A 13,792-nucleotide genomic window follows, 5' to 3' on the forward strand; every position below is an offset into this window, starting at 1 on the left:
CATTCCTGAGATCTCGACTGAAGAGGAACTCACATGCAGAGACTACTAGTGGTTTGCTTCATCAGCCTACTCAGCTGTCAAACAGCTTGGAGTGCTGATCAGGAAGCGGGCTTTAAACCCATTTTCGACGGAAAAACCCTCGATGGATGGAAGGGTGAGGAAGGCTTCTGGAAGGTTGCTGATGGAGCCATCGTTGGCGAAACAACCGCCGAAAAGCCACTGAACCACAACACATTCCTCGTCTGGGAACGCGGTGACGTCGATGATTTCGAGCTTCGCTTGAAGTTTCGGCTGAGCGGTTCGGATGCTGCGAACAGCGGAATTCAGTTCCGTGGCGTTCAGCAGCCAAATGGTCAGGTCGTTGGGTATCAGGCTGACATCGACCGTTCTGGCACTTATTGCGGAATGCTCTATGACGAAGCTGCTCGCGGATTTCTCGCAGAACGTGGGCAAAAATCCGTGTTCAACGAATCGGGCGAGAAACAAAGCGAGCAAGTCAACGACAAGGCTGAGCTTCTCAAGCACATCGATATCAACGGCTGGAATGAATACGCCATTCTGGCAAAAGGGAGCCACATCGTTCTCAAGATCAACGGCCACGTCACCGCCGAGTTGATTGATCATGACAAAAACGGTCTGGATCGAATCGGGATTCTCGCATTGCAGCTTCACGCCGGCCCACCGATGAAGGTGGAATTCAAAGACATTCTCCTGAAGCGGTTACCGCTGGAAGACGATTGGAAGAAAATCGTCTTTGTTGCAGGAAATCCGAGTCACGCTTACTTCTCTCACGAACATCGTGCGGGATGCCTGCTGCTCCAAAAGAGCTTCGAAGCTGCTCGCAAAGAACACGGCCTGAAAGTCATTTCCACTGTTTACACCAACGGATTCCCCAAAGACACCACCGCTTTCGACAACGCCAGCACCGTTGTCGCATATTGCGACGGTGGAGCAGGGCACTTCCTGAATCCGCATCTCAAAGAGTTCGACAAAGAGATTGTCCCATCTGGTATCGGTCTCGTCTGCATTCACTACGGTGTTGAAACAACCAAGGGTGAAGCAGGTGATCACTTCCTCAAATGGATTGGTGGATACTTCGAACCACATTGGTCAGTAAACCCACACTGGACTGCGACATTTGACCGCTTTCCTGACCATCCAATCAGCCGCGGTGTTCGGCCATTCGAAATCAATGACGAGTGGTACTATCACATGCGTTTTGTTCCAGAGATGAAGGGGGTCACTCCGATCCTGACAGCCCTGCCACCACGCGAATCACTGAATCGCGAGGATGGACCTCATTCCAATAACCCTGCTGTTCGTGAAGCTGTGCTGGTTCGTGAAGAACCCCAGCACATGGGCTGGGCATATGATCGGGAAGATGGCAAAGGCCGCGGCTTCGGATTCACAGGAGGACATAACCATGTGAACTGGCAGCATGACGATTTCCGTAAAGTTGTCTTGAACGCCATCCTCTGGACTGCACACGGTGAAGTCCCTGAGAACGGTGTTGAGAGCCCATCTCTCTCCAAAGAGGAGATGGAAGCCAATCAGGACGAACCAGCCCCTGCTGACTTCAAGTTCCATCCAGTTCAACAAAATAAAGTTTCGGCCAACACAGTTCCGCTCAAGGCGAAGCCGATCTTTCAATCGCCCATCATCACTCCTGCCACTCCCGGCCACGGAGTTAAAATCGATGTTGATGTCAGCGGGGCAAAGTCGCTGTACCTTGTCGTCACCGACGCTGGCGATGGCTACTCCTATGACTGGGCCAATTGGGGTTCTCCCACTCTGCTGGTCGATCCCGAAGATCCATCCAAAGGAAGCCTGAAGCTCACAGAACTGAAATGGGAAACTGCATCTTCAGCCTGGGGCGAAGTTCGGGTGAATGCGAATGCCGAAGGGAGAGATCTCCGTATTAATGGAAAGCCCGTTCCGTTCGGAATCGGCACTCACGCGAATTCAGTGATTCACTTCAAGTTACCAGACGATCACAAGTTCACTCGCTTCCAGTCTTTCGCTGGAATTGATGATGGCGGATCTCAGCAGGGGAACTCTTCCGTACGGTTCCTGCTTTTTAATCAAGCTCCTCCGGAATCAGTAATTTCGGCAACGGCCGGAGGAGCGAGTCATGAAACAGAAGTTGCTGTAGAACAATTGGACGTCCATCCGGATCTGGTCGCGACGTTGTTTGCGTCCGAGCCGATGATGTCCAACCCTTCCACGATTGATATCGACCATTTGGGTCGAATCTGGATGTGCGAAGCAATTAACTACCGGGCATTTGCAAATCGTGATGTCATCGGAGAACGACCGGAGTCCGATCGGATTCTGGTCCTCGAAGATGTCGACGGAGACGGTGTCGCCGACAAGTCGACGACTTTCTACTCGGGCCCGGATGTTGACTCCGCTCACGGAGTGCTTGTACTTCCCACTGTCGATGGAAAGGGGCTACGGCTTCTCGTTTCCGCATTGGACAAAGTCTTCTTTCTGATCGACGATAACGGCGATCTCAAAGCGGACCGAAAAGAGGTTCTCTTCACAGGAATCGACGGTGCACAGCATGACCACGGGATTCATGCCGTGCACTTCGGTCCCGATGGAAAGTTTTACTTCAACTTCGGAAACTCCGGCGTCCGTATTAAAGACAAGAATGGCGAGCCGATCGTCGACAAGGCTGGGAACGTCGTTGAGGACGCTGGAAAGCCTTACCGACAAGGGATGGTTTTTCGGTGTAATCTGGATGGTTCCGACTTCGAAACGCTCGGATGGAACTTTCGTAATAACTGGGAAGCCTGTGTCGACTCCTATGGAACGATCTGGCAGTCCGACAACGATGACGACGGTAATCGTGGCGTCCGCATCAACTACGTGATGGAATTCGGAAACTATGGTTACGTCGATGAAATTTCAGGCGCGGGCTGGCCGGCACATCGCACCAACATGGAAAGCGATATCCCCAGCCGTCACTGGCATCTGAACGACCCGGGAGTCATTCCCAATCTTCTGCTGACTGGCGGGGGAGCGCCAACCGGTATCACGTTCTACGAAGGAAAATTGCTCCCCAAAGAATTGCATGGTGCCATTCTGCACTGTGACGCCGGCCCGAATGTGTGCCGCGCCTATGTTCCTACAGTCGACGGAGCAGGGTACACAGCGACGACAATCGACCTGCTGAACGGGGCACGCAATCAATGGTTCCGACCAAGCGATGTCTGTGTCGCCCCGGATGGCAGCGTTTTTGTTGCTGACTGGTACGATCCGGGAGTCGGTGGGCACCGCATGCAGGACGCTCGGCGCGGTCGCATCTTCCGACTCGCCCCCGAGAACGCATCCGCCTACATTTCGCCAAAGGTCGATGTCTCAACGCCGGAATCGGCGGTCGAGGCGTTGCAGTCACCGAACATGTCTGTTCGCTATCTGGCCTGGACTGCTCTGCAAAACATGGGAGCCAAGGCTGAAAGTGCTCTGGTCAAACTCCGCAATTCCGACGATCCAGCGATTCAGGCGCGAGCGGTTTGGCTGCTCGGGAAACTCAAACTGGATCACACTCGTTTGGTTGAGCACCTGAAATCTGCTTTGACGGATAGCAATCCAAACATTCGAATCACCGGGATTCGCCTACTTCGTCAACTCTTCGATCAAGTGACTTTCGAGGACATCAACGGCGCATTGACCTTTGACGACGCCTCACCAGCGGTCCGCCGCGAAATGTTGATCGCGCTTCGTGAAGTGTCAGCGAGCTGGGTAGGCGACGACGGCAGTCAGGCCCACTACGGGCACGCTTGGACCCGATTGGCTCAGCAGTACGACGGGAAAGACCGTTGGTACCTCGAAGCACTCGGAATCGCGGCGAATGGTCGCTGGGATGTTTGTCTCGCAAGTTGGCTGAAGGTCGTCGGAGATCAATGGCTGGCGACATCTGCTGGTCGGGATATTGTCTGGCGTTCACGAGCTGAGCAAACCGCTGAGCTACTCGCCAAGATCATCGAGAGTCCACAGACTCCCGATTCCGAGATTCTCCGTCACATCCGAGCATTGGACTTCCAGCCTCGTGAGACGCGAGAGGCAGCCGCTCTGAAATTGGCGTTCGCGAACCTCAAAGGGGAGCCAGCACGAGTCAACGCAATTCGAGCCGAAGCGATCAGTCGACTCGGGAACGTTGATGTCAAATCGACTCCTCCGAGATTGGAGATCATAGAAAGTCTTCTGAAATCGGTTTCGGGTCAACCAGAGTTTCTACGCATCGTAAGTCAGTTCGAGTTGGAAGATCATTATCCAGCTGTACTGGCACTCGCTCAGTCCCAACCACAGTCGCAACTGGGGATCAATGCCTGCCATGTTCTTTTCAACAAGAACCAGCAGCAGCTCATTCTCAGCGCGCTCACCTCCGATGACCGGGAACAGGCTGAGAAAACCTTTACCGTTGTCGGTGCGTCAGGAGACGGTCGTAGTTTCGAAATCCTGAGCGGTCTCCTCAGCGATGGTCAGAACCCACTCTGGATTCGTCAGGCCGCCGTGAGAGCATTGGGTTCGTCAAATTCCGGGGCGCAATTCCTTCTGAATCTGGCCAAAGAAGGAAAGCAGCCATCAGAACTGGCACAGGCATTTGCAGCCGCTCTGACGACAGCTTCACATCCTGATATCCGAAACCAGGCGATCAAGCTGTATCCGCCCCCACCGGGGAAGGATTCTGAACCGCTTCCGCCAATTCAGGAGCTGGTTCGACGCGCCGGAAATCCTGAAGTTGGAAAGGTGATTTACAACACGACCGGAACCTGCAACAAGTGCCATCAAGTGAACGGCATCGGTCAGGATGTCGGCCCGAACCTTTCTGAAATTGGAAAGAAGCTCGCCAAGCCAGCGTTCTACGAAGCGATTCTGTTTCCTTCATCTGCAATCAGCCACGGATACGAAAACTGGTTGATCGCGACAGAAGATGGACAGATTCTCACCGGATTGCTTGTGAGCGAAACAGGCGATGAGATTCAGATTAAAGACGACAAAGGGATCGTCCGCACGATCAAGTTGTCTGAGATCGAAGAACGCAAAAAGCAGGACATCTCACTGATGCCTGCCGACCTGCAGAAGCTGATGACAACAGATGAACTTGTGGATCTGGTGGAATACATGACGACTCTTCAGGAACGTCGCCTGTAATTCATCGGAAGTCACATCAAACGACCGAACGCCATCTCTCCTGAGGTGGCGTTCTTTCATTTCATCAAGAGCCTCAGTCAAGCATCCATCGCCAACTGAATGACTTCCTGATCCAGATCGAGATACCCCTTCCAATCCTGCGGAGTGATCAGCCCATCATGGAGTGCTGAAGAGACCATCGCGCCATCCACGCGGTCCAATGACAATTTCTGAAGATCCGCGAGTGAACGCACTCCACCGCCGGTCCAGAGCACGAGATCAGGCCAGCGTTTTTTGATTGTGTGACATAACGCTCCGGTAGCGACGCCAGAATGCGAGCCGACTTTCGCGACGTCCAGGATAATCATTTGCCGCACTCCGCAATCCACGGCAGTCCAGACAATTTCAATCGGATTCTTATTGCCAGCCGCAGCTCCAAACGGTTCGCCATTTTTCAAATCGAGACTGAAAAGAATTTGCTCAGCCCCCAGACTGCTGACAAACTCCCGCATCAACTCCAGATCAGGGAGCGACTCCAGACTGACGATGACTTTTTTTACTCCCATCTTGAGCAATTGCTCAGCCTGTAAGATGGTGCGAATTCCGCTGTCCACAGAAATCGATAACCCCGCTTCAACGATCTGTGCCAAAATCGCATACTGCGGTTGATCGAACTGAATACCGTCCAGATCCGCCACGTAGAGCTGCCGAGCCTGATAATTCTGGCTCAACGCCAGCGCAGTCTGGAGTGGATCAGAACTCTCCAGCAACCGACTCTTGTTCGGGAGGTACTTCTCACGCTGGCCAGCATGACCGCGGACGACCACCCCTTGCATCAAATCAACAACCGGTACGAGCTCCATGATTAGACCTCAGCAGAAGCGTTCAGAAAGGCCCGGCTGCGACGGGGGATATTTCTCCGTACCTTCAATATTACGTCTCAGATGACTCGCTGAACAATGGAAAACGTATCAAGTTCGAGCGAGTTCGGAACGAGTGCAGCCGAGAATGGAGGAGTGAGTCGAAAGAACTGAAGTATAGGAGGACTGGGAAAGCGCCGCGTCGAAGCGTGCGTCCAATTCGTCTTCAGACGTTCAACCACACACGTTCTCTCGAGATTTTTCGCCGAGATTCCTACCGAACGATCTTCCCGAGAGTCGTTAGGCAGCGTTCGCGAGCCCAGTTTCCGAATTCGCAGGCACGGGTTCGAGTCCCGCTGCAATCCGGTCCGCTCGTTCCTGCAACAGATCCATCCGAGACTGGAGGTCCTTACAAAAACCATTCAACTGGTCGCGCCGAACATCCGCTGGGATATGCATCGGCTCTCCCCCCAGCACATAGACTCTGGTGAATGGACGCGGAACAAGCAAATCCGTCCAGCGCCCTTTGGGGTACCAGGCCTTTTTCGCGGAGCAGGCAACCGGCACGATCGGGCGTCCCGTTTGTGACGCCAAAAAAATGATCCCCGGTTTCACAGTGCGACGTGGACCACGTGGACCATCCGTCGTCACGACGATGTGATAGTCTCGAGCAGCGTCGATCAATTGCTTCGCAGCAGCGGCGCCACCATTTCCGTTGGATCCGCGGACAGGATGAATTCCAACAGCATTCATCACTTCTGCGACGTATTCCCCATCCGCATGCCGACTGGTCAACGCAGCACAATGGTGGACTGGGCCACAAAATAGCGAATTCAGAATGCCATCATGCCAGGTACAATACACATACCTATTGTCGCCAGAAGGTGCGTAAGGACTCGTTTGAGGGGCCCCCTCAATGACACGAATTCGGCACGTGGAATAGAGGCAACGACACAGAAAGGCGATCACTCGAGAAATCAAACGAATCACGCGGCGATTACGGAGTCTCACGGAACCTGTTTCCTGTTGGCAGAGCAAACAGGGAGATCTTCTCGGATCTCCCCAACTTCCAGTCCTGGTGGCTAATCGGCTTTAAGAACAAACAGCTCAACAAACAATGTGGCTTTACTTCGTCAGAAGTATTTCCAACTCCTGATCAAGCTGCGCGACATTCACATGAATGCTGCGTACGACTCCATTTGCATCGACCAGCCAGTATTCCGGGACATTAATCACACCATAGTGCCGGGCAACAGGATTTCGTGAACCACGTTTTTCTGGATCAGAGAAGAAGATACTCTTCCAGGCGATTCCACGATTGGCAACGAATTCTTCCGCCAGCCTGTCTTCGCGATCAAGATTCACCCCAACGACTGCCAGTTTTCCATTTGAAGTCTGAATCGCTGTCTGAATTTTGGGGAGATCTCGCTGAAACTCAGCGGAATTAGACGCCCAGAAGGCCACGAGCAACGTCTTTCCTCGATACTGATTCGCTGATGTGAACTCCCCGTCCAACGTCGAGCCCCCGAAATCGGCCAGTGGTTTTCCAGTTAATCGCAACCGTCGCAACGCACCTGCAACCTGCTCTTGATATGGAGAATCCGGAGCAATCTGTTCAATCATCGCCAGGCACGATTCCGCTTCGAAATCCAGCTTCAGCTGCTCGCAAGCGCGGCCTGCGGCAATCAGATTGACCGCTGCCCTGTTCGTTTCCTGAGGAAATCGTTCGGCAAACAATCGAGCCTGTCGAGAAAAGGCCTTCGCCCATTTCGCGTCAGTCTTTGCAAACTTCACAGCTTGGATCTGGGTCAATTCCACCAAATGTGAAGCCGCCTCCACTGCTGCAAATGATCGTGGATCTCGCGAGTAAAGAGCCTCAGCGTTCTCGTCCAGAAGTTGAATTTGGGATTCGTCACCGTCAACCGCCAATTCGACCCGGGCATCCGAGAGGAAAATCACAGCGGCATTGAAGAGTTCGGTCGATTCAGGGGATTGGTTGGTTTTTCCGATAACCTGAGTTGCCAGCTCAACGATTTTTTGATTCCGGCGGACTCGTTCAATTGCGACCTGTTCCGGCGTCAGCTCAATTTCTTCGTACTTCTCAACTCTGCCGGGAATTCGTTGACGAACTCGATCAAGTGGCAAGTTCCGAAGCCGTGAGATTTCCATCACGACCCATTCCGGAGAATCTTTCGTTGGACCGTCCACCACTGTTTCTTCGTTTGAGATTAACTCAATCTCGGCAGTCTGACGGAACGCAGCACGGTTCTGCTGAGTCGGCAATTCCTCTTCACGAGTGGGATGATGCGAGTATTCTGGTTGTTGTTGACCGATGGGGGCAGGGACTTCACCGCAACCAGAGAGTTGGACGACGAGGCAGGACGCTCCCAAGCTGAGAAGCATGCCTGTCCAGAAATCTCGATAAAGAGGCTGAGACTGTCTGAAATTGAAGTCACTCATAGTGGTGCGTTCCTTGCCGGTTTGAGACTCTGCACACAATTGAACGATGCAAAATCAACGACAATGTCTTCCGTGGCACTGCCGCAAAACGCCTTTTACGCAATTTCTACAAAATGAATCAAGATCCATTCTCAGAGCACGTCAATGAAGTTCGACTCCCCAACTTAGGAGGTACGGGCGAATCCATCACTTTTGGCCAATGGCTTGTCTCTTTGGATTCAAAAGTCATTGCAGGAGAACGAATTGCAGAAATCCACCTGCCGGGGACTCTGTTCTTTCTGGAAGCGCAAGAAGAAGGGACCCTGATTCAACAGTTCGTCAAAACAGGCGATCCCCTCGTTGCAGAACAGATTGTTTGTCGAATTCAGCGTCACTAACGTCTCTCGAAGAGACCGCTTACGATTGCCACCCCAAGGCGGAAAGGGCTTCAATCGGGGCAACGTCCCCGAAACTGATTCCCAGCGCCCGGGCAGCTTCGATCCCGGAGTTATCCTTTGTGACTTGTGACAGCTTTCCAACCGCTTCTTTGATGGGGACTGCGGTAATTTGCGGCGGCTGGTAAGAGACCATCATTCCAAACCGCTTCTGAATCAGCAGCCGAACCGCATGCGCCCCGTACATGGTTGCCAGACAACGGTCGAAGTTTGTGGGTGGACCACCTCGTTGCAGATGCCCCAGCACAACACAGCGGACTTCTCGCTTCAATCGATGTTCAATTTCATGAGCGAGAATTTCACCGATTCCGCCCAGTCTCACCTGGCCGGCAGCGGGACCGTCCGGCTGACCTGATGTGACTAATTCCCCATCGGGCAAGCGGGCCCCTTCAGCAACGACGATGACGGAAAAGGGCTTTTTCTCCCGGTCCCGATCCAGAATCTTCTGACAGACATGTTCGAACTTCCAATCAATCTCTGGAAGTAGGATCACGCCTGCTCCGCCGGCAATCCCGGAATGCAATGCGATCCAACCAGCGTGTCGTCCCATGACCTCGACAATCATGACGCGTTCATGGCTGATGGCCGTCGTGTAGAGGCGATCGATTGCATCAGTGGCACAGGCAACTGCGCTATCAAATCCAAATGAAAACGCAGTTGATGAGAGATCGTTGTCAATTGTCTTGGGAACGCCGATTACAGGGATCCCTGCTTCTTCGAACTGTTCCGCGACCGCTAACGAGCCATCTCCACCGATACAGATCAATCCCTCGAGACTGAGAACTCGAAAGGTATCTTTCACTTCGTCAATCAAGGCCGCCGGAAGATCAATTCGCTGATCAATTCCACTTCTGGCACCAAACCGACCTTTATTCGTCGATCCGAGAATCGTGCCACCCCGGTTAATAATGCCCAGCGTATTATTGTTCGTGAGCATCATGTAATCGACGGGATCGACGAGTCCTTCATAGCCCCTTCGAAATCCGACGACTTCATATCCAAATCGTGTCGAACTCTTCACAACACTTCGAATCACCGCATTAAGGCCAGGACAGTCTCCACCTGACGTCAGAACACCAATTCGCTTTTGACCAGACATGTTGCCTCGCACTTTCTACGAATTCTTAACCTCGCTGTACTCCTTCAAAAATACCAATGAAAAGAAGGCCAAAAAGATGATTTGGCCTTCTTTTGTCAATCATTTACAAATTGAATAGATTCAAGCATTAGCACATGCTGAACTACTGATGCCACTGGGCGTCAGGCAGCTTCGCGTGTGCTGCCGGAGCAATCGCATTCTCCGGGGTCGGGGCTTCTGTCGCCAACTGAGTCCCTTCCGTTGAGATTGGCTTAGGCGGAGAAACAAAAGTCACCATACGAGGAACTTCGTTCTGCTGAAAAGCAGCCGGACCTGTGGTCGACTCAGCAACTTCCTTCTTCACAGTTCCGTTTTGATACGGCCCAACGCCAAACAGGAACCAGTTACTGTCATCCGCACTGGCAAGACTCGTTCCTCCGGTCCCCAAGGCTTGATTCGTTTCAGGGTCGTATGCAACTAATCCGAGTTTGGCGACGCCTTGCTGGCTCTTCTTTTCCAAGATCTTGACTTCCGGAATACTGACCATCCCGGGGAGAGTCAGCTGCGGTGTTCCGACATAGGAATTGGCAGAAGTCGTTCCCACAGCACCCGCTCGTAACTCGACAATCACATCTGCTTTATCGGGAGCGTCGACAAGCTTTGCCCCCGCTGTAAACAAACGATGCCGTGTCGATGCAACGACGTAATTTTTGTCGATGCAATCTACATACTTGTCCTGCAGGAAGACATTTTGGCCGTGGAAGCTGGAGAAATTACACTTATCTAACGACTGATCAACGGCGTTGGCGACCAACAGTTGCTCGACAGAAGTTCTCGCAGTGTTGGAAGTGGTTGAAGTAGCACACCCAGTCAGGCACGCCAGTGTCATTCCGAACATCGGGAGTAAAACCGACGCCTGATGATTCATATATTTCATAAAACCCTCGGCAATTCGCGCGGCGCGTAAAAAATGATCCCGAACCGGGAACTCTAATGAATGCAATTCGCTGCCCGCGTAAAATTCACATCATGTCTGAGCGACGTTAAGCATGTACCGCACCGCACAAAATTTCGTCAATTGGTGTTCAGGAGTTTCCCTTGGTCCCTGAGATCCCGTCGCAGTTTTTGCCGCAGTACACCTTTGTTCCGGGAATTACCCCGCGTCCATCAGAAGGGGACCTACTGAGGCTGCGACATCAGTTTCTGAGTCGTGGATACACCTTGTATCGGGGTGGAAGGGAACTCTTCAACCGCGGCTACTACTGGGAGTCGCACGAGTTGTGGGAAGAGGCCTGGGGCGAGGAGAACCGAGTCGGTCAGCTGGCGGTTCTGCTCAAAGGGAAGATCAAACTGGCGGCCTGCGGAGTCAAAATCCTGCAGGGAAATTCGAACGGTGCTTCCCGCCATGCCCGCCGAGCACACGAATTATTTCAGGGACTCATCGACCAACTCTCGACAGGTGCGGAGATCGTTCCAGGTCCGTGCCCGCTGGACGACTTAAACCGAATGAGCGACCTTGCGCAAAGCCTCGTCGACCAACTTCCAATCGTCACCCCGGAGCAACGAGCCGCAGTAACGCACGGAGGGGTCCCGATTATCGGACCGATTGCTTAAGAAATTTGATCGTAATCGACGAGTGAATCGCGTCACTCCGATCGACTGCGAACGCGCGCGTGATAGGCTTCGTAGAGTCGTTTCACAATCGGTCCGGGCACGCCATTTCCGATCACTGTAGAATCGACCTTCACTACCGGCAGCACCTCAGCCGAAGTCCCTGTTAAAAACAGTTCATTGACTTCATGCAGCTCCCGGCGATGAATCGCACGATCAATAACTGGAACTTCACAGAGCGCCGCCAATTCCATCACGAGACTTCGTGTGATTCCGGGGAGCAGATAAGGCCCCAGTGGCGCAGTCAAAATCGCACCGTTCTGAACGGCGAAGAGACTCGTGTGAGTCCCCTCAAGCAACGTTCCATGTTCATCGACGAAGATCGCTTCATCGCATCCGTGCTGGTACGCTTCTTCAGCTCCAATGCAATTCGCGAGCAAATTGACACTCTTGATGTCGCAGCGTTTCCAGCGCAAATCATCAATCAGCATGACTGATGCGCCAGTTTCTCGCTGACGGGAGTACGGGTCTTCGTATTCCTTCACATAGACCAGTTCGTTCGGCTTTACTTCCGGGTGCGGAAAATGGTGCGTTCGAGGAGCCTCGCCGCGAGTCACCTGTATGTAGATCAGTCCATTACTGATCTGACTCGCTTCCAGCAAACTCCAGGCTCTCTCCCCAATAGTGGCTGCATCAGAATTGAGAGCCATCTTCTCGAGATTGCGATGGAGTCGCTGAACATGCTCCGCGAACAAAAATGGTCGACCATCGTAAATACGAATGACTTCGTAAATCGCATCTCCAAACAGGAACGCGCGGTCGAGTACTGAAACCCGCACGTCTTTGAGCAGCATCTGCTCGCCGTTCCAGTTCGCTAATGGTTCGATTGCCATTTCAAGACTCTCTAACGGGTCTGATGAACGGAATTGCATTCTGGCAATTACTGAATCCAACCACCGCCCAATGCCTGATCTTCGTGATACAACACAACAGCCTGGCCGGGAGCAACTCCGAACTGAGGATCTTCGAAAGTGACTTCGATCTGATCCTCGTCGATTAATTGAACTTCGCATGGGCTCGGACGATGCTGGTAGCGAATCTGCGCAGTCGCTCGCAACGGAAATGAGATTGAATCCGTCAACCAGTTCAAACGATTCGCACGCAATGTCCGCCGTCCCAGTTCTTCGCGCGTCCCCAGAACTACCCGATGAGTTTCTGGTTCAATGCGAACGACAAATCGCGGTTCTCCGAAGGCAACACCCAATCCGCGACGCTGACCGATCGTAAAATGCTGAAAACCGGGATGATGACCGAGGACTTTCCCTGCGGTGTCAACGAGTTCCCCATCCGTTTCCTGATCTCCGCGGTAATCGCGAATGAATCTGCCATAGTCGTTATCTGGGATGAAGCAAATTTCCTGGCTATCAGGTTTATTGGCTGTACGAATACCCGCTTCAGCAGCCATTTCTCGCAACGCAGCTTTCTGATACCCCCCGACCGGAAAGATGATCTTGCTCAGCAATTCTTTACGAATTCCAAAGAGCACGTACGACTGGTCTTTTCCCGGATCGAGCCCTCGAAAGAGGCCCGGTTGGCTTTGGCCCGGAATCTCGCGAAGCTGCGCATAGTGTCCCGTTGCGATGTAGTCTGCATCGACTTGCTGGGCGAAGTCCCACAACTTTCCGAACTTCAACCAGACGTTGCACATGACACAAGGGTTCGGCGTCCGGCCAGCCAGATACTCATCGGCAAAATAGTCTTTGATCTTCCCGAAGGCGTCGCTGAAGTTCAGGGCGTGAAAACTGATGTCCAACGCGTCCGCGACGCGACGTGCATCGGCTGCATCTGAGGCGCTGCAACATCCCTGCTTGTTCGATTTGACGTTGACGATGGGCAATAGACTTGGAGTAATCGAACAGGTGTCTGGCTCAGCGACTCCTGACCGCATAAAGAGCCCGATCACCTCGTGTCCCTGCTGTTGAAGCAGCCACGCGCTAGCGGAACTATCGATTCCGCCACTCATTGCCAGGACGACTCGGGACATGAAATTTCAGGCAGCTAAAGGTTAAAATCAAAACAGGAAAATCGCCTACTCAACGTCGAATCACGCGAAGTCGGTATTCCGATCCTGTTCAATAGTAGCTTGATGGCTCGAATTTTGCATTTTCGGCGGGAAAGATGAACCATGTTCTGGAACCGATTCCCTTTCT

General features: G+C 52.8%; 10 protein-coding genes. 3 read left to right on the top strand and 7 right to left on the bottom strand.

The window, feature by feature from the left end:
* Nucleotides 1–33 precede the first annotated feature (33 nt).
* Nucleotides 34–5,160: a PVC-type heme-binding CxxCH protein gene (locus SH668x_RS01735; protein WP_437186974.1), complete on the top strand. Its 5,127-nt coding sequence runs from the start codon at nt 34–36 to the stop codon at nt 5,158–5,160.
* Nucleotides 5,161–5,237: 77 nt separating this feature from the next.
* Here SH668x_RS01735 and SH668x_RS01740 read toward each other — a convergent pair whose 3' ends face one another.
* The 3 genes from SH668x_RS01740 to SH668x_RS01750 form a co-directional block, all read right to left on the bottom strand.
* Nucleotides 5,238–6,002, bottom strand: a complete 765-nt coding sequence (locus SH668x_RS01740; RefSeq protein WP_437186975.1) for a HisA/HisF-related TIM barrel protein — start codon at nt 6,000–6,002, stop codon at nt 5,238–5,240.
* A 297-nt stretch (nt 6,003–6,299) separates the two neighbouring features.
* Nucleotides 6,300–7,010 carry a lysophospholipid acyltransferase family protein gene (locus SH668x_RS01745; RefSeq protein WP_437186976.1) on the bottom strand — a complete coding sequence of 237 codons (711 nt, stop codon included), beginning with the start codon at nt 7,008–7,010 and terminating at the stop codon, nt 6,300–6,302.
* Nucleotides 7,011–7,124: 114 nt separating this feature from the next.
* Nucleotides 7,125–8,459: a TlpA family protein disulfide reductase gene (locus SH668x_RS01750; RefSeq protein WP_437186977.1), complete on the bottom strand. Its 1,335-nt coding sequence runs from the start codon at nt 8,457–8,459 to the stop codon at nt 7,125–7,127.
* 113 nt (nt 8,460–8,572) lie between these two features.
* Here SH668x_RS01750 and SH668x_RS01755 point away from each other — a divergent pair, with 113 nt between their 5' ends.
* The gene (locus SH668x_RS01755) at nt 8,573–8,836 is read left to right on the top strand and encodes a biotin/lipoyl-containing protein (RefSeq protein ID WP_437186978.1); all 264 of its coding nucleotides are present in this window, start codon (nt 8,573–8,575) and stop codon (nt 8,834–8,836) included.
* Nucleotides 8,837–8,855: 19 nt separating this feature from the next.
* Here the strand turns inward: SH668x_RS01755 and SH668x_RS01760 are convergent, their stop codons facing one another.
* Together SH668x_RS01760 and SH668x_RS01765 are read right to left on the bottom strand one after the other, a co-directional pair.
* A complete protein-coding gene (locus SH668x_RS01760) occupies nt 8,856–9,992 on the bottom strand; it encodes a 6-phosphofructokinase (protein WP_437186979.1) in 1,137 nt (378 codons plus the stop codon).
* Between the two features lie 142 nt (nt 9,993–10,134).
* Nucleotides 10,135–10,908 (bottom strand): DUF6655 family protein, encoded by a 774-nt coding sequence (locus SH668x_RS01765; protein WP_437186980.1) that lies wholly within the window; start codon nt 10,906–10,908, stop codon nt 10,135–10,137.
* 161 nt (nt 10,909–11,069) lie between these two features.
* Here SH668x_RS01765 and SH668x_RS01770 point away from each other — a divergent pair, with 161 nt between their 5' ends.
* The gene (locus SH668x_RS01770; RefSeq protein WP_437186981.1) at nt 11,070–11,585 is read left to right on the top strand and encodes a DUF309 domain-containing protein; all 516 of its coding nucleotides are present in this window, start codon (nt 11,070–11,072) and stop codon (nt 11,583–11,585) included.
* A 32-nt stretch (nt 11,586–11,617) separates the two neighbouring features.
* Here SH668x_RS01770 and SH668x_RS01775 read toward each other — a convergent pair whose 3' ends face one another.
* Both SH668x_RS01775 and mnmA read right to left on the bottom strand, forming a co-directional pair.
* Entirely contained in the window at nt 11,618–12,475 is an 858-nt protein-coding gene (locus SH668x_RS01775) for an aminotransferase class IV (RefSeq protein WP_437186982.1), read from the bottom strand.
* 47 nt (nt 12,476–12,522) lie between these two features.
* On the bottom strand, nt 12,523–13,626 hold the full coding sequence (gene mnmA / locus SH668x_RS01780; RefSeq protein WP_437186983.1) for a tRNA 2-thiouridine(34) synthase MnmA: 1,104 nt from the start codon (nt 13,624–13,626) through the stop codon (nt 12,523–12,525).
* Nucleotides 13,627–13,792 lie beyond the last annotated feature (166 nt).

The organism is Planctomicrobium mucosum (genome assembly GCF_051466335.1).
In the GTDB taxonomy this organism is placed as follows: Bacteria; Planctomycetota; Planctomycetia; order Planctomycetales; family Planctomycetaceae; genus Planctomicrobium.

Bases quoted from the DNA above. Each gene is read 5' to 3' on its own strand.
- SH668x_RS01775 (WP_437186982.1), bottom strand. From the start codon at position 12,475: ATGGCAATCGAACCATTAGCGAACTGGAACGGCGAGCAGATGCTGCTC.
- SH668x_RS01760 (WP_437186979.1), bottom strand. From the start codon at position 9,992: ATGTCTGGTCAAAAGCGAATTGGTGTTCTGACGTCAGGTGGAGACTGT.
- SH668x_RS01755 (WP_437186978.1), top strand. From the start codon at position 8,573: ATGAATCAAGATCCATTCTCAGAGCACGTCAATGAAGTTCGACTCCCC.
- SH668x_RS01750 (WP_437186977.1), bottom strand. From the start codon at position 8,459: ATGAGTGACTTCAATTTCAGACAGTCTCAGCCTCTTTATCGAGATTTC.
- SH668x_RS01735 (WP_437186974.1), top strand. From the start codon at position 34: ATGCAGAGACTACTAGTGGTTTGCTTCATCAGCCTACTCAGCTGTCAA.
- SH668x_RS01740 (WP_437186975.1), bottom strand. From the start codon at position 6,002: ATGGAGCTCGTACCGGTTGTTGATTTGATGCAAGGGGTGGTCGTCCGC.
- mnmA (WP_437186983.1), bottom strand. From the start codon at position 13,626: ATGTCCCGAGTCGTCCTGGCAATGAGTGGCGGAATCGATAGTTCCGCT.
- SH668x_RS01765 (WP_437186980.1), bottom strand. From the start codon at position 10,908: ATGAAATATATGAATCATCAGGCGTCGGTTTTACTCCCGATGTTCGGA.